The organism is Roseomonas aerilata DSM 19363 (assembly GCF_000711725.1).
In the GTDB taxonomy this organism is placed as follows: Bacteria; Pseudomonadota; Alphaproteobacteria; order Acetobacterales; family Acetobacteraceae; genus Roseomonas; species Roseomonas aerilata.
In genome coordinates, this window is record NZ_JONP01000001.1 from 312,607 (window position 1) to 328,384 (window position 15,778).

Sequence of the window (15,778 nt, forward strand, 5' to 3'; positions counted from 1 at the left end):
CCAAGGGCTTAGGAGTTCAGGGGCTCAGGAGTAGAGCCCGGCGATATCGGCCGCGTGGCGCTCCAGCACTACGCGGCGCTTCACCTTCATCGTGGGGGTCAGCATACCGTTCTCCACGGTGAAAGGTTCAACGACGGCGCATTTGCGCACCCGCTCGATGCCTGAAAGCTTGCCGTTGATCCGCTGGACCGCGCGCTCGGCGGCGCCGGGGGCGGCGTTCTCGGCGGGGACGACGAGGGCGACGATGCTGGGCCGGCCCTCACCGGCGATGACGGCCTGGGCGATCTCGGGCTCGGCCATCAGCAGGCCCTCGATGCGCGCTGGGCTAACCATGTCGCCGCCGAGCGTCTTGATGAAGTCCCGCTTGCGGTCGGTGATGGTCAGGCGGCCGGTCTCGTCGATGGTGCCGACATCGCCCGTGTGGAGCCAGGGCTCGCTCTCGCCGGGGGGGATGGCGAGGGTGCGGGCGGTGGAGGCGGGGTCGGCCCAGTAGCCATCCATGACGAGGCCGCCGCGGACGAGCAGCTCGCCGTCCTCGGCGATGCGGGCTTCGACGCCCGTGACGGGCAGGCCGACGGTGCGGCGGCGGTTCTCCCAGGGGAGGTTGACGGCGATGACGGGGCCGGCCTCGGTCTGGCCGTAGCCCTGCAGCACATTGATGCCGAGGGCGAGGAAGAAGCCCGAGAGGTCCGGGTCCAGCCTTGCACCGCCGGAGACGATGGCGACGAGGCGCTTGCCGAAGCGGGCGCGGATCTTGGCGCGGACGAGGCGGTCCAGCACCGCGTCCTGCAGGCGTTCGAGGATGTTCAGTGGCGGGCCGTCCATCTTGCGGAGGCCGAGGGCGAGGGTGCGCTCGAAGAGGGCGCGGTTGAGGGGCTTCGCCTTCTCCAACCCTGCCAGGATGCGGCCGCGCAGCACCTCGAAGAGGCGGGGGACGGCGGTGACGAGGGCGGGCTCGATCTCCTGGAACTCGGCGGCGATGCGGTCGGCCCCGCGGGAGAAGACGATCTCGATCCCGTAGGAGGGGAGGAGGGAGCCGCCGACCGTGTGCTCGTAGGCGTGGGAGAGGGGCAGGAAGGAGAGGTAGCAGGCGCCGGACCATTCGAGGCCGAGCTGCTGGATGAGCGGAAGGACGCCCTTGCGGTTGGCGAGCATGGCGCGGTGGGGGAGCATGACGCCCTTAGGCGCGCCGCCGGTGCCGGAGGTGTAGATCAGGCAGGCAAGGCGGCCTTCCGGGATGTGCTGCACCTCCGCAACCAGCATGGCGAGGTCGCCGGGATCGGCCGAGAGGGCGGCCCAGGAGACGGTGTCCGGCGCCTCCTCTATGCAGATGAGGAGGTCGAGGCCGTCGGGCCCCGCGGCCTCGCGCAGGCGCGCAGCGAGGCGGGCGGAGGAGACGATGGCGGCCCGCGCGCCACTATCGCGCAGGATATGGGCGTGGTCGGCCACCGTGTTGGTCGTGTAGGTCGGCACCGTGACGGCGCCGATCGCCATGATGGCGTTGTCGGCGATGAGGAATTCTGGGCGGCTGTCGCTGACGAGCGCCACGCGGTCCCCGGGCGAGACGCCGCGGGCGCGGAGTCCGGCGGCGATGCTGGCAACCGCGAGGGCGAAGTCGCGCCAGGTCGTGCTTCGCCACGCGCCGCCGGACCAGTGGCGGATCATGGGGCGGGTGGGGTTGCGGGCGGCCAGGCCCAGCATCATCCCGGGCAGGCTGGTCCAGGCGGGCGCTTCCTGAATCGTCTCTCTCCTGGTGTCGTGCTTGGGGCTCGACGCGCCGTGACCTTGGCTCGCACGGCCCGGGGCATATATCGGCAGGGAGCACACCGAATCCACAAGGCGCCCCGTCCGAATGAAGTCGCATCCGTCCGTTTTCCCTGGCGACCCCCCTCCGCGCGACACGGAGGCCCGCCTGGGGGCGGCGCCCATGGCCGAGGCCCTGCCGGAATGGGACCTCCGCGACCTCTATGAGCGCCCGGACGACCCACGGTTGGTGGCGGACCTTGAGGGGGCGGAGCGGGCGGCCCGCGCCTTCGAGGCGGCCCATGCCGGGCGGCTCGGCTCGCTTTCCGGGGATGCGCTGGAGGCGGCGCTGCGCGAGTACGAGCGGCTGGAGGAGGTGCTGGGGCGGGTGATGTCCTACGCGCAGCTGCTGTTCAGCGCGGACGCGCAGGATGCCGGGAACGGGCGCTTCTACCAGACCATGCAGGAGCGGGTGACGGTCATCGGCAGCCACCTGCTGTTCTTCACGCTGGAGCTGAACCGGCTGGACGACACCTTCCTCGAGGGGCGGATGGCCGGTTCCCGCGCGCTGGCGCGCTGGCGGCCCTGGCTGCGGGACCTTCGCGTGTTCCGCCCGCACCAGCTCTCGGACGAGGCGGAGAAGCTGCTGCACGAGAAGGAGGTGACCGGGCGATCCGCCTGGAACCGGCTTTTCGACGAGACGATCGCGCATATGCGGGTGCCGGTGACGCGCGTGGGGCGGGAGGAGGAGCTGACGGTCTCGGCCGCGCTGAACCTTCTCTCGGACGGGGACCGTTCGGTCCGCGAGGCGGCGGCGGCGGGGATCTCGAAGGGCTTCGGGGATAATATCCGGCTCTTCTCCCTCATCACGAACACGCTCGCCAAGGACAAGGAGATCGTGGACGGCTGGCGGAACTATCCGCGGCCGGGCACCTCGCGCAACCGCGCGAACATGGTCGAGGACGAGGTGGTGGACGCCCTCGTCGGCGCCGTGGTGGAGAGCTTCCCTCGGCTGTCGCATCGCTACTACGCGATGAAGGCGAAGTGGCTCGGCCTTGAGAAGATGAAGCACTGGGACCGCAACGCGCCGCTGCCGGGCGACGTGGACCGGAACATCCCGTGGTCTGCCGCGCGGGATCAGGTGCTGGGTGCCTATGCCGCCTTCAGCCCGGATCTCGCGGAGATGGGGCGGGACTTCTTCGAGAAGCCCTGGATCGACGCGGCGCTGCGGCCGGGCAAGGCCTCGGGCGCCTTCGCCCACCCGACCGTGCCCTCGGCGCATCCCTACCTGCTGCTGAACTACCACGGGAAGTCGCGGGACGTGATGACGCTGGCCCATGAGCTGGGCCATGGCGTGCACCAGCGGCTGGCGGCGAAGCAGGGCTACCTTATGTCCGGCACGCCGCTGACGCTGGCCGAGACCGCGAGCGTGTTCGGGGAGATGCTGACCTTCCGCGCGATGCTGGACGCGGAGACGAACCCCGCGCGGCGGCGACTGATGCTGGCCTCCAAGGTGGAGGACATGCTGAACACGGTGGTGCGGCAGATCGCCTTCTACCGCTTCGAGACGCTGGTGCATGACGAGCGGCGGAAGGGCGAGGTTTCCTCCGAGCGGCTGGCCGAGATCTGGATGTCGGTGCAGCACGAAAGCCTCGGGCCGGCCTTCGATTTCACGCCGGATTACGGCGTGTACTGGTCCTACATCCCGCACTTCGTGCACACGCCCTTCTACGTGTACGCCTATGCTTTTGGGGACTGCCTCGTGAACGCGCTCTACGGCGTCTACCAGGACGGGCAGGTGCCGGACTTCGCGCGGAAGTACCTCGACCTGCTGCGCGCGGGCGGCACGCTTCGGCACAAGGAGCTGCTGGCGCCGTTCGGGCTGGATGCCTCCGATCCCGCTTTCTGGAAGCGCGGGCTGGACGTGATCGCGGGCTTCATCGACGAGCTCGAGCGCGCCGATGGCTGATAACCGCGAGAACACGCTGTTCGGCGAGATCCGCCGGATGGCCCGCACCTCGGGTGCGGTGGGCGGCATTGCGGCGCGCGTGGCGGGGGAGCGGTTCCTTGGCCTCAAGACCGACAAGTCCGCCCATGCTGAGGACCTGAAGGCCGTTCTCGGCGGCCTGAAGGGGCCGCTGATGAAGGTGGCGCAGTTCCTCTCGACCGTGCCGAACGCGCTGCCGGAGGAGTACGCGCAGCAGCTTGCTTCCCTGCAGGCGAACGCGCCGCCGATGGGCTGGGCCTTCGTGCGCCGGCGCATGGGCACGGAGCTCGGCCCGGCCTGGGAAACGAAGTTCCGCGAATTCGAGCGGGAGGCGGCGGCCGCGGCCTCGCTCGGGCAGGTTCACCGCGCGACGCTGCCCGACGGGCGCCGCGTGGCCTGCAAGCTGCAGTACCCGGATATGCCGAGCGTGGTGGAGGCCGATCTCCGCCAGCTGCGGATGGCGATGGGCCTTTACGCGCGGATGGACAACACCATCCAGCACGACGAGGTCTATGACGAGTTGCGCGACCGGCTGCGCGAGGAGCTGGACTACGAGCGCGAGGCCGCGCAGATGGCCATGTACGGCATCATGCTGCGCGACACGCCGAGCGTGCACGTGCCGACGCCCGTGCGCGAGCTGACGACGAAGCGCCTGCTGACGATGAGCTGGCTGGACGGGCGCTCCATCCTCACGCGGCTGGAGGAGAATCCGTCGCTCGAGGAGCGGAATGCCTACGCCTCCGCGCTCTTCCACGCTTGGTACGTGCCGCTCTACCGCTACGGTGTGATCCATGGCGACCCGCATCTCGGGAACTACCAGGTGCGGCCGGACGAGGGCGGGATCAACCTGCTGGACTTCGGGGCCATCCGGGTGTTTCCGCCCCGCTTCATCACGGGGACGCTGGCCCTGTATGAAGCAGTGCGGGACGGAGACAACGACAAGGCCGCGCATGCTTTCGAGCTATGGGGTTTCAAGGACCTCAAGCGCGAGACGATGGAGGTGCTGCTGCACTGGGCCAAGTTCCTCTACGAGCCGCTGCTGCAGGACCGGGTGCGGCCCGTGCAGGAGACGAACGACCCGCAATACGGCCGCAAGGTGGCCGAGGAGGTCCATGCGGGACTTAAGCGCGTGGGCGGGGTGCGTCCGCCGCGGGAGTTCGTGCTGATGGACCGTGCGGCGGTGGGGCTAGGCAGCGTGTTCCTGCGCCTCAAGGCCGAGATGAACTGGCACGACATGTTCCACAAGCTGATCGACGACTATCGCGAGGCGGATCTTGCCGCGCGGCAGGCGGCGGCGCTGGCGGATGCGGGCGTGCCGGCGGTGGCCTCGACCTCGGGGTGAGCGCGCGCGGGGGCGGGCGCATCGAGCGCGTCCGCTCCGCCGAGGACCTGCGCGCGGCGGCGGCGCTGATGGCGGCTTATGGCGCCTCGCTCGGGATCGACCTCTCCTTCCAGGATTTTGAAGCGGAGCTCGCGGCGCTGCCGGGGAAGTATGCGCCGCCCCGCGGCGCCATCCTTCTCGCCCGCGGCGGGGGCGGGGAGGCGCTGGGCTGCGTCGCGCTCCGGCCGATGGAAGGATCGGCGTTTTGCGAGATGAAGCGACTTTTTGTCGCGCCGGAGGGGCGGGGCATGGGGCTCGGGCGCGCGCTGGTGGAGGCGGCGCTGCGGGAGGCCGGGCGGATGGGCTACGCGGGCGTGCGGCTGGACACGCTGCCGTTCATGACGGAGGCGATCGCCCTCTATCGCCGCTGCGGCTTTGAGCCGGTGGAGCCTTATTACGAGACATCGGTAGCGGGGACGATCTTCCTCGGGCGCACCCTCAACCGGGGGTGAGCGTCTCCACAAGGTTCATGCGCGGGGCGGTGCGGAGGTCGCGGTGCATGGTCGCCTCGTCGGTCCAGCGCGTTTCGGCGGGCAGGCGGATCACCTCGCAGCGGAGGGTCAGCGAACCCTCGCGGAAGGGCCAGGGGCTGAGGGTCCACTGCGCGGCGCCACGCTTGGCCAGCGTGAGGGGGGCGAGGGTTCCGTCCTCCATCGGCGCCTCCCCGGCCGGGCCAGGGCGGGCGAAGCAGAGGGTGAGAGAGATGGCGTCAGCCACCGCGACCAGGGCGGCGTTGCGGTCCACCTTCTCAGGCGGTGCAGCCAGGGCCGCGGCCCAGGCGCGCTGCAGGGCGCCCTGTTCCTCGAGGTAGCGGGCGGCGGCCGCTTTGTCCTCCGCCGTGTCGCGGGCCGGGTTGGCGTAGCGCGTGTAGATGAGCGTGCCATGACGCGAGATGAGCAGCGCGGGCCAGAGGCCCCAGGCGGCGCGGGCCATCTCGACCGCCGCCGCCCAGCGCGGGGCGTGGATGGCCGCGCCGAAATCGGTGAACTGATAGGGGCGACCTGTCCCGGGATCGAGGGTCGGCGCGGCCTCCCAGGCCATCCAGGCAAGGTCGTGCTGGCCGGCAGCGAGGATGACCTCGGTGGGTGGATCGGGGCGCGCGAAGCCGGGGGCGCCCCAGGCCGCCATCATCTGCCCCGCCAGCAGGGCGTGGGCGGGTTGGGGGATGAAGAGGCGGGTGGCACCGGGCGCGTCGCGGAAGATCATGGCGGCCTCGTGCACGGTCCTCGGCCAGGAGAGCACCCGCCGCCAACGCAGTCCAGCCCGGGCCATGGCAGCAACCGCAGTCGATTGTGGACAGGTGAGCAACGAGTTTCGGGGCGGGCTTGCGCCTTTCTCGCCGTCCCGCAATGTTGCGTCCACGAGTGTCGACGGGATTGTGAACATGCGGCTTGCCGTTCTGAAGGAGCGCCGGGCGGACGAGGTCCGCGTGGCCGCGGTTCCGGACACCGTGCGGAAATTCATCGCGCTGGGGCTGACGGTGGCGGTGGAGTCCGGTGCGGGCTTGGCGGCCGGCGTGCCGGACGCGGCTTATGCCGAGGCGGGCGCCGAGGTGGCGCCGGACGCCGCCGCCGCGCTGGCCGGGGCCGGGATCGTGCTGAAGGTGCGCGCGCCGCTCGCGGCCGGGGAGGGCGAGCTGGACGAGCTGGCGCTGATCCCGCGCGGGGCGCTGCTGATCGGCACGCTGGGCGCGGACAAGGATGCGGCGGGCCGGTATGCGGCAGCGGGCGTCGATGCGGCCTCGATGGAGATGCTGCCGCGCATCACGCGGGCGCAGAGCATGGACGTGCTCTCCTCCCAGGCGAATCTTGCGGGGTATCGCGCGGTGGTGGAGGCCGCAGGGGCCTTCGACCGCGGCTTCCCGATGCTGATGACGGCGGCCGGCACCATCCCGGCGGCCAATGTCATGGTGATGGGGGCGGGCGTCGCCGGGTTGCAGGCGATCGCGACGGCGCGGCGGCTCGGCGGGCGGGTTTCGGCGACCGACGTGCGGCCGGCAGCGAAGGAGGAGATCAAGTCCCTCGGCGCCAGCTTCGTCGGCTACGAGGACGAGGAGAGCCGCGCGGCCCAGACCGCCGGCGGCTACGCCAAGCCGATGAGCGCGGAGTTCCTGGCCAAGCAGGCCGAGGTGGTCGCGGCCGCGATCGGGAAGATGGACATCGTGGTCTGCACGGCACTGGTGCAGGGCCGGAAGGCACCGATCCTCGTGACGGAGGCGATGGTCGCCTCGATGAAGCCAGGCTCAGTGATCGTGGACATTGCCTCCGATGCCGGCGGCAACTGTGCGCTGACGCAGCCGGGCGAGATGGTGGTAACGCCCAACGGGGTGAAGGTGCTCGGCTACCGCAACTGGCCGGCGCGCATCCCGGCGGCGGCGAGCAGCCTCTATGCCCGCAACCTGCTGACCTTCCTGACGACCTTCTGGGACAAGGACGCCTCCGCGCCGAAGCTGCCGGCGGAGGATGATCTCGTGCGCGGCGTGATGCTGACCCGGGGCGGGCAGGTCGTTCACGCCAACTTCGCGGCTGGCTGAGGGGGATACAGGATGCACGCCGAGGAACTCGCGATCCGCGCCCAGGCCATGGCCGAGCGCGCCCTTTCCCTCGCCATGGAAGCGCGGGCAGCGGCCAGCGAGGCCATGCCGATGATCGAGCACGGGGCGGCCGCGGCCGAGCCCTTCCTGCTGTTGCTGACGATCTTCATGCTCGCCTGCTTCGTCGGCTACCACGTGGTGTGGTCGGTGACGCCGGCGCTGCACTCCCCGCTGATGGGCGTGACCAACGCCATCTCCTCCGTGATCGTGGTGGGCGCGATGCTGGCGACGGGACTGGGTGAATCCTGGCTGGCCCAGGCCTTCGGCTTCATCGCCGTGACGCTGGCGGCCGTGAACATCTTCGGTGGCTTCCTCGTGACCCGGCGGATGCTCGCCATGTTCCAGCGGAAGGGCTGAGACGATGGCGCATACGCTCTCGACCCTCGCCTATCTCGTCGCCTCCGTCCTGTTCATCCTCGCGCTGAAGGGGCTCTCGCACCCCAGCACGAGCCGGCGCGGCAACATCATGGGCATGGTGGGCATGGGGATCGCGATCGTCGCGACCCTCGCCCAGCCCGGCATGCGCGTGGGCGGGATCGGGCTGATCATCGCCGGGCTCGCCATCGGCGGCGGGATCGGCGCGGTGGTGGCGAACCGGATCCAGATGACCTCGCTGCCGCAGCTGGTCGCGGCCTTCCACTCGCTGGTGGGCCTGGCCGCCGTGTTCGTCGCGGCGGCCGCGCTCTACGCGCCGCAGAGCTTCGGCATCGGCGTGCCGGGGAACATCCACGGGCAGTCGCTGGTGGAGATGTCGCTCGGGCTGGCCATCGGCGCCATCACTTTCTCCGGCTCGGTCATCGCCTTCGCCAAGCTCGACGGGCGGATGTCGGGCGCGCCCATCCTGTTCAACGGGCAGCACTATCTGAACGCCGCGCTCGGCATCCTGCTGATCGTGTTGATCGCGGCCTTCGTCATGACCGGCGGCAACCTCGCGCTGTTCTGGCTGATCGCGCTACTGGCCTTCGGGCTGGGCTTCCTGCTGATCATCCCGATCGGCGGCGCGGACATGCCGGTGGTGGTGTCCATGCTGAACAGCTACTCGGGCTGGGCGGCGGCGGGGATCGGCTTCACGATCGGCAACCTGCTGCTGATCGTGACAGGCGCGCTGGTCGGCGCCTCCGGTGCCATTCTCTCGTACATCATGTGCAAGGGGATGAACCGCTCCATCCTCAACGTGCTGCTGGGCGGCTTCGGCTCGGATGCCGGCGGCGCGGCGGCGGCCGGTGGTGCGGCGCAGCCCGCGCGGCCGGTGAAGTCCGGCAGCCCGGAGGACGCGGCCTACATCATGAAGAACGCCGGCAAGGTCATCATCGTGCCCGGCTACGGCATGGCGGTGGCGCAGGCGCAGCAGGTGGTGCGGGAGATGGCGGACCTCCTCAAGAAGGAGGGGGCAACGGTGGAGTACGCCATTCACCCCGTGGCCGGCCGTATGCCCGGGCACATGAACGTGCTGCTGGCCGAGGCGAACGTGCCGTACGACGACGTGCACGAGCTGGAGGAGATCAACCCCGAGTTCGCGGAAGCGGACGTCGCCTACGTCATCGGGGCGAACGACGTGACGAACCCGGCGGCCAAGACCGACAAGTCCTCGGCGATTTACGGGATGCCGATCCTGGAGGTGGAGCGAGCGAAGACGGTGTTCTTCGTCAAGCGCGGCATGGCCAGCGGCTATGCGGGCGTGGAGAACGAGCTGTTCTTCCGCGACAACACGATGATGCTCTTCGGCGACGCGAAGAAGGTGACGCAGCAGATCGTCCAGGCGCTGCAGAAGTAGCGGCGGCGCGGGCGCTGATCGTGGGAAGGGCCGGGGAGGGATCCCCGGCCCTTCTCGTTCGTGGGGCTCAGCCGGGTGCGGCGCTGCGTGCGGCCCTGGCGCGGCCGGCCTCGATCGGCGGACCACCGGCTGAGGCGCGGAGGGTTGGCGGCGCGAGGCGCTGGGCGACCTCGGCCTCAAGGCTCTCCAGCAGGGCGTCGCGCATGCCGTGGCGGCGCAAAGTCTCCGCCGCGTCCAGCAGGTAGGCGGCGGCGGTGCCGTTCTTGCCGCGCGCGTGGGCGAGGGTGTCGGCCACCGCGCTGAGAGGCTTCTCACCCGCATAAAGCGCGTGCTCGTGCCGGGCGACGAAGGCGAGGGCGCGGATCGGGGCGCCGCCACCGTCATGGGTGCGGGAGAGGACGGCGTCGCGCCATTGCGGTTCGTAGAAGCCGCCGCTCATCTCCTGCTGCCAGACGGGCCAGAAACGGTCTTCGACCTTCGGGCCAGGCAGGTGCATCAGCAGGCCCGCGCAGGCGAGGGCCGGGACTTCCTCCAGGGCGAGGGTGAGGCCTGGCGAATCGGGCGTGCCGCGGTCCTGGATGTCGCTGATGGTGTACCGGCGCGCGAGGCCGGGCAGGCGGGCAGGGGCGACGATGTCCGGCGCGGCTTCGGCGAACTGCCACATCAGGGCACCGTAGGCGAAGACCCAAAGGCCGAGTGCGGGATCGCGGCCGTGCAGGAAGACGAGCATTTCCGCGCGCAGGCGGTATTCGTCGGGCAAGGGCGCCTCGCGGCCCGGCTGGAGCGGCGGGACGGCGCGTTCGATCAGGTCGTGCGTCAGCTTGGGCATGGGGTGGTCCGGGGATGTCGCGGGCGCAACGCCGGAGCGGGGCAGGGGTTCGCGGGGCGGATCAGGAAGGATTTTGCGGAAACGGGTTGCCGTGCTGCCATGGGCGCCCCTCCGTGAGGCGAATCCTCCCATGAAGCGTCGCTCGCTCCTTCTCGGCACGGCTGCCGCCCTTTCCCTGTCGGCCCCTCGGCTAGGGGCCGCACAGGGGCCGCGGGTGCTGCGCTTCATCCCGCAGGCGGATCTCTCGACGCTGGATCCTCATTGGAACACCGCCTACGTCACCCGCAACCACGGGTTCATGGTCTTCGACACGCTCTACGGCACCGACACCAGCTACGAGCCGCGGCCGCAGATGGTGGAGGGGCACACCGTCGAGGAGGACGGGCGGCGCTGGACGCTGACGCTGCGCGAGGGGCTGCTCTGGCACGATGGGACGCCGGTGCTGGCGCGGGACTGTGTCGCTTCCATCCGGCGCTGGGGCAGCCGGGACGGGTTCGGTGGCACGCTGCTGGCCGCGACCGACGAGCTGTCGGCGCCCGATGACCGGCGGATCGTCTTCCGGCTGAAGCGGCCATTTCCCATGCTGCCGAACGCGCTGGGCAAGTTCGGGGTCTTCATGCCCGCGATGATGCCGGAGCGGCTGGCCAGCATCCCCGCGACGACGCAGGTGCCGGAGATGGTCGGCTCCGGCCCCTATCGCTTCGTGGCGGGGGAGCGGGTGCCGGGCGCGCGGGCGGTCTATGCGCGGAACGAGCGCTACGTGCCGGCCCCGGGCGCGCCGAGTGGCACAGCGGGGGCGAAGGTGGTGAACTTCGACCGCGTGGAGTGGCTGACGACGCCCGACCCCGCGACCGCCGCCGCCGCGCTGCAGGCCGGCGAGGTAGATTGGTGGGACTTCGCGACGCCGGACCTGCTGCCCCTGCTGCGGCGGAACCGCAACCTGACCGTAGGGGTGCTGGACCGCGCAGGCTATGCCGCGAGCTTCCGGATGAACCACCTGCACCCGCCCTTCGACAATCAGGGGGTGCGGCACGCGGTGCTGGGAGCGATCGACCAGTCCGACCTGATGATCGCCTGCGCCGGCAGCGACCCCGCGATGTGGAAGGTGCCCTGCGGCGTCTTCACGCCGGGCACGCCGCTCGCGAACGACGTGGCGCTGGACGTGCTGAGCCGGCCGCGGGACCTGGAGCGCTCGAAGCGCGAGCTGATGGCGGCCGGCTACAAGGGGGAGCCGGTGGTCTTCATCGTGCCCACCGACCTGCCCCACGTGAACGCCATGAGCGAGGTGATGGCGGACACGCTGCGCAAGATCGGCATGAACGTGGATTACCAGGCGACGGACTGGGGGACGGTGCTGTCCCGCCGCGGCAGCAGGGCCGCGCCGGGGCAGGGCGGATGGAGCGCCTTCGTGACCTTCAGCGCCGGGGCGGACAACGCGACGCCGGCCGCGCATACGCTGCTTCGGGCGAATGGTGGGACCGGCTGGTTTGGCTGGCCCGACGACCCCGACCTGGAGACGCTGCGGGACGAGTGGTTCAACGCGCCCGACGCGACCGCGCAACGGATGGTGGCGGGGCGGATCCAGCGGCGCGCCTTCGAGACGGTGCCTTATGTGCCGCTTGGGCAGTACTTCCAGGCGACAGCCTATCGGAACACGCTGACCGACGTGCTGCCGAGCTTCGCGACCTTCTGGAATCTTAAGAAGTCGGCCTGAAGACGCACCAAAGCCGCGGACCGCGGGGTGTTCCCCGCGCCGCGGCATCCGGCGTCTTCGGTGTTCCCCTCCGTGCGGGAGGGGAGAGGGCTCAGAAGCCCTCGCGCTCCAGGCGCTTGCGCTCGACCTTGCGGGCACGGCGGACGGCCTCGGCGGCCTCGCGCGCGCGGCGCTCGGAGGGCTTCTCGAAGTGGCGGCGGAGCTTCATCTCGCGGAAGACGCCCTCGCGCTGCAGCTTCTTCTTGAGCGCCTTCAGCGCCTGGTCAATGTTGTTGTCCCGAACGACGACTTGCACGCGGCAACGTCCTCCTTGCCTGAGGATGGATGATAAGGATGGCCGAACGGCCGGACGGACGAATCCGACCAGCGAAGGTTCGGCGGTCTAGCACGTGGCCGGTTCCGGGTGGAAGCCCGAAAGCCGCGGTCCCTGGTGACGAATCCGGGTCGTGCCCCAACATGCGGGCGGGCGCGGGGTTTCACCGGGCCGACGGAAGGTAGGACCAGCGGAATTGATATGGCCATTCTGAAGATTGCCCGGCTGGGCCATCCGGTGCTGCTGCAGCGGGCGGAGCCGGTGCCGGACCCGACGGCGCCGGCCATGCGGCGCCTGGTAACGGACATGGCCGAGACGATGCTCGACGCCAGCGGGCTTGGGCTGGCGGCGCCCCAGGTGCACGTGCCGCTGCGCGTCTTCGTCATGCGGGACGGCAAGCGCGTCTTCGCGCTGTTCAACCCTGAGATCACGCCCCTGACCGAGGAGCGGGAGGCGGCCTGGGAGGGGTGCCTTTCCATCCCCGGGTTGAGGGGAGAGGTGACGCGGCCGACCCGGATCGCCTGGCGGGGATTGGACGCCGAGGGGGCGGCGGTCTCGGGCGAGGCGGACGGGCTGGCCGCGCGAGTGATGCAGCACGAGTTCGACCACCTGGAGGGGATGCTCTACCCCATGCGCATGGAAGACCTGTCGCGCCTCGGCTTCGTCGAGGAACTGTCGCGCTTCCAGGCGAAGCCGGCGGCGACGGACGCGAAGGAGGTGGCGCCGTGATCGAGCGAAGCGAGGAGCGGGACGCGGCCGTGATGGCGGCCCTGCCGCATGTGCCGCGCCTGGGCTGGACGGTAGCGGCCCTGGAGGCGGGCCTGCGCGACCTCGGCGAGGAGCCGGCGGCGCATCGCTGGCTGTTTCCCCGCGGGCCTGTCGAGGCCGTGGAGGTCTGGATCGACCTCGCCGATCGCCGGATGGAGGAGGAAGCGCAGGGGGAGGAGCTGGAAGCGCTGCGGATCCCCGCCCGCATCCGCCGCCTGATCGGCATCCGGCTGCGGCAGGCGGCTGGCGAGCGGGAGGCGCTGCGCCGGGCCCTGGCGCTGATGGCGCTGCCCTGGAACGCCGTTGCGGCGGCGCGGAGCCTGGCGCGGAGCGCGGACGCGATCTGGGCGGCAGCCGGCGACCGCTCGGCCGACTTCTCCTGGTACACGCGGCGGGCGACGCTGGGGGTGGTCTATGCGGCGACGCTTGCCTACTGGCTACGCGAACCCGTCGGCGTGGAAGCGGCGCTGGAGTTCCTCGACCGGCGGCTGGCGGGCTTGGCGCGGCTCCGGCGGCCGGTCCCGGCGGGAGGTTCCTGAGCGCCCGCCGCGGCCTTCCGGCCTTGCCATGGCATTTCCGCCACGGGCCCTAAGCCTCTGAGAGATTTAATACGTTGCCGTGAACTTGCCGCGTGCATCGCCGGTCGCGACTGGCTAGATGTGCGGCAGGGGCGGGGTCGCCGCCTCGAATGCTTTCGGGAGAACCCGGTTAAGATGTCGTCTCGCTTCCTTGCCGCGGGTCTCGCGGCTGCCCTCCTGGCCTCGCCGGCCGTCGCGCAGACCTGCATGCGCCCCGCCGAGAAGACCGCCTTCGACGTGCGCGCCCTGCAGAGCCAGCTCATGGTCGCCGCCCTGCTGTGCAAGCAGGACGAGCAGTACAACAACTTCGTGCGCCAGTATCAGGGCCAGCTCTCGGGCGCCTGGGAGGGCATGTCCACCTATTACCGCCGCGCCAACGGCGCCGTGGGTGTCCGCTCGCGCGACAACTTCGTGACCGAGCTGGCGAACGTGCAGCAGATGGACAGCGGCCGCCAGGGCTCGAACTTCTGCCAGAACGTCGCGCCGCTGTTCACCGCCGCGATGTCCGTGCCGCGCACCTCCGAGGCGCTCGCGACGCTGGCGGTGCAGAACAACATCTCCAACCCGCATGGCAGCAGCGAGTGCAGCGCCACGACGACGGCGGCCGCGACCCCGTCCCGTTCGGCGCCGGAGCGCCGCCCGACCGCCGTGCGCCAGGTCTCGACCCGCTCGCGCTGAAGCCTTCTTCCCCCTCTCCCCCCCGAAGCATCCCGAAGGGCGCCGCAAGGCGCCCTTCTTCGTTTCTGGCGCCCTGGCTGGCGTGCCCCAAAGAAGAAGGGGCGGGACCCTGCGGTCCCGCCCCCTCCTGTTCTCCCCGTGAGGGATCGCCTGCTCAGCGCAGGACGATCTCCACGCGGCGGTTCTGCGGCTCACGCACGCCATCGGCCGTCGGGACCAGCGGACGGCTCTCGCCGAAGGCCTGGATCGACATCTGGTTGCGGGCGATGCCACGGCGCGACAGCTCGGCCGCAACGGCCTCGGCGCGGCGCTGGGACAGGCGCTGGTTGTACTGCGGGGTGCCCGAGCGGTCGGCGTGGCCGGCCACCTCGATGCGGGTGGTGCCGGTGGTGTTCACGGCCTGGGCGGCCTCACCGATGATCTGGCGGGCGCGGTCCGTCAGGTCGGCGCGGTCGAAGTCGAAGAACACGAGGTAGGTCCGGGCCGGAGCCGGCTGCACGGCAGGCGCCTGGGGGACGACAACCGGCGCGACCGGGCGCGGCGCGTTGAACGCGTAGCGGAGGCCAACGAGGATGGAGTGGTTGAAGTTGTCGGCCTCAAGGCGGCTGTTGGCCGCGATGTTGGTCCGCTGGCCGAGCGCGGCCTGAGCGTTCGTCTGCGTCTGCAGGCGAGCGTCGAACTGCGGGGACAGCGTGCCGAGGAAGCGGTACTCGGCGGTCAGCGCGAGGCCGGGGACGCCGAGCGGGAAGGCCACGCCCGCGATGCCCTGGTAGGCAAAGCGGCTGTCGACGTCGTCGACGAGCAGGCGGCGGCCGTTCGGGCCGGTGTAGTCGACGCCGCTCACGCCGTCGTACTCGGACCAGGCGTAGCCGGCGCCGGCACCGACATACGGCATCACGGGCACGCCCGGGATGACGAAGTCGTACAGCACGTTGCCCATCACGCCGTAGGTGCGGCTGCGGCCGGACTGGAGGCGCGGGTTGACGTTGCCGAAGCGGAAGTCGGAGACGTCGTTCTCGCGGAAGTTGCCCTCGACCTCGAGGCGCAGGCCGTTGCCGAAGCCGTAGCCGATGCTGGCCACGCCGGCCCAGCCGGGCTCGAACTTCGTGACGACGCGGTCGCCACCGGGGTTACCGGCGCGCAGGAAGGCACCAGCGGCGCCGCCGACGGTGTCCTTGGACTCCTGCTTCAGGTTAACGCCGGCACCAGCGGCGATGTAGATGCCGCTGACAGGCTGGGCCTGCGCGGCAAGCGGCAGCGACAGGATTGTCGCGGCCAGAAGGGCCTTCTTCAGGCTCATGATGTGAACTCCTGATCCACCAGGGCGGCGCTGCGCGAGGATCAGGTGACTCCCGATTCCGGCGCCGCGTCGACCCTATGTATCATCCGGGTCGCTCTCGTGCAGTGCGCAGACGGGCGT

Annotated in this window: 15 protein-coding genes; 10 read left to right on the forward strand and 5 right to left on the reverse strand. The window is 70.6% G+C overall.

Features of this window, described 5'->3' with window-relative positions:
- Positions 1-24: 24 nt before the first annotated feature.
- Complete coding sequence (locus BO39_RS01460; RefSeq protein ID WP_052401290.1) at positions 25-1,704, reverse strand: AMP-dependent synthetase/ligase; 1,680 nt, start codon at positions 1,702-1,704, stop codon at positions 25-27.
- A 223-nt stretch (positions 1,705-1,927) separates the two neighbouring features.
- Between BO39_RS01460 and BO39_RS01465 the strand changes: the two genes are divergently transcribed.
- The 3 genes from BO39_RS01465 to BO39_RS01475 are packed head-to-tail and all read left to right on the forward strand — an operon-like array spanning position 1,928 to position 5,563.
- Positions 1,928-3,712 (forward strand): M3 family oligoendopeptidase, encoded by a 1,785-nt coding sequence (locus BO39_RS01465; protein WP_043829252.1) that lies wholly within the window; start codon positions 1,928-1,930, stop codon positions 3,710-3,712.
- The gene (locus BO39_RS01470; protein ID WP_043829254.1) at positions 3,705-5,072 is read left to right on the forward strand and encodes an ABC1 kinase family protein; all 1,368 of its coding nucleotides are present in this window, start codon (positions 3,705-3,707) and stop codon (positions 5,070-5,072) included. The genes BO39_RS01465 and BO39_RS01470 overlap by 8 nt, the downstream gene beginning before the upstream one ends.
- Complete coding sequence (locus BO39_RS01475; RefSeq protein ID WP_052401292.1) at positions 5,069-5,563, forward strand: GNAT family N-acetyltransferase; 495 nt, start codon at positions 5,069-5,071, stop codon at positions 5,561-5,563. Before BO39_RS01470 ends, BO39_RS01475 begins: the two co-directional genes overlap by 4 nt.
- On the opposite strand, the gene BO39_RS01480 is transcribed toward BO39_RS01475, so the two are convergent.
- A complete protein-coding gene (locus tag BO39_RS01480) occupies positions 5,550-6,317 on the reverse strand; it encodes a DUF3891 family protein (RefSeq protein ID WP_169742713.1) in 768 nt (255 codons plus the stop codon). The genes BO39_RS01475 and BO39_RS01480 overlap by 14 nt on opposite strands.
- Before the next feature lie 178 nt (positions 6,318-6,495).
- Between BO39_RS01480 and BO39_RS01485 the strand changes: the two genes are divergently transcribed.
- From BO39_RS01485 to BO39_RS01495, 3 genes are read left to right on the forward strand one after another with little or no spacing between them, the layout of a single operon-like run.
- The gene (locus BO39_RS01485; protein ID WP_043829258.1) at positions 6,496-7,644 is read left to right on the forward strand and encodes a Re/Si-specific NAD(P)(+) transhydrogenase subunit alpha; all 1,149 of its coding nucleotides are present in this window, start codon (positions 6,496-6,498) and stop codon (positions 7,642-7,644) included.
- 12 nt (positions 7,645-7,656) lie between these two features.
- Positions 7,657-8,061, forward strand: coding sequence for an NAD(P) transhydrogenase subunit alpha part 2 (locus BO39_RS01490; protein ID WP_043829260.1), 405 nt, complete (start codon positions 7,657-7,659; stop codon positions 8,059-8,061).
- Positions 8,062-8,065: 4 nt separating this feature from the next.
- Positions 8,066-9,478, forward strand: coding sequence for an NAD(P)(+) transhydrogenase (Re/Si-specific) subunit beta (locus BO39_RS01495; protein WP_043829263.1), 1,413 nt, complete (start codon positions 8,066-8,068; stop codon positions 9,476-9,478).
- Between the two features lie 67 nt (positions 9,479-9,545).
- Here the strand turns inward: BO39_RS01495 and BO39_RS01500 are convergent, their stop codons facing one another.
- Entirely contained in the window at positions 9,546-10,307 is a 762-nt protein-coding gene (locus BO39_RS01500; RefSeq protein ID WP_052401293.1) for a gamma-glutamylcyclotransferase, read from the reverse strand.
- A gap of 130 nt (positions 10,308-10,437) precedes the next feature.
- Here BO39_RS01500 and BO39_RS01505 point away from each other — a divergent pair, with 130 nt between their 5' ends.
- A complete protein-coding gene (locus tag BO39_RS01505) occupies positions 10,438-12,021 on the forward strand; it encodes an ABC transporter substrate-binding protein (RefSeq protein WP_043829266.1) in 1,584 nt (527 codons plus the stop codon).
- 91 nt (positions 12,022-12,112) lie between these two features.
- Here BO39_RS01505 and rpsU read toward each other — a convergent pair whose 3' ends face one another.
- The gene (rpsU, locus tag BO39_RS01510; protein WP_043829268.1) at positions 12,113-12,316 is read right to left on the reverse strand and encodes a 30S ribosomal protein S21; all 204 of its coding nucleotides are present in this window, start codon (positions 12,314-12,316) and stop codon (positions 12,113-12,115) included.
- Positions 12,317-12,535: 219 nt separating this feature from the next.
- Here rpsU and def point away from each other — a divergent pair, with 219 nt between their 5' ends.
- From def to BO39_RS01525, 3 genes are all read left to right on the forward strand, one after another.
- Positions 12,536-13,063, forward strand: a complete 528-nt coding sequence (gene def / locus BO39_RS01515; RefSeq protein WP_043829270.1) for a peptide deformylase — start codon at positions 12,536-12,538, stop codon at positions 13,061-13,063.
- Positions 13,060-13,641 carry a COQ9 family protein gene (locus tag BO39_RS01520; protein WP_245614885.1) on the forward strand — a complete coding sequence of 194 codons (582 nt, stop codon included), beginning with the start codon at positions 13,060-13,062 and terminating at the stop codon, positions 13,639-13,641. Before def ends, BO39_RS01520 begins: the two co-directional genes overlap by 4 nt.
- A gap of 174 nt (positions 13,642-13,815) precedes the next feature.
- Entirely contained in the window at positions 13,816-14,358 is a 543-nt protein-coding gene (locus BO39_RS01525) for a hypothetical protein (protein WP_043829272.1), read from the forward strand.
- A gap of 154 nt (positions 14,359-14,512) precedes the next feature.
- On the opposite strand, the gene BO39_RS01530 is transcribed toward BO39_RS01525, so the two are convergent.
- The gene (locus BO39_RS01530) at positions 14,513-15,658 is read right to left on the reverse strand and encodes an OmpA family protein (RefSeq protein ID WP_043829274.1); all 1,146 of its coding nucleotides are present in this window, start codon (positions 15,656-15,658) and stop codon (positions 14,513-14,515) included.
- Positions 15,659-15,778: the final 120 nt, after the last annotated feature.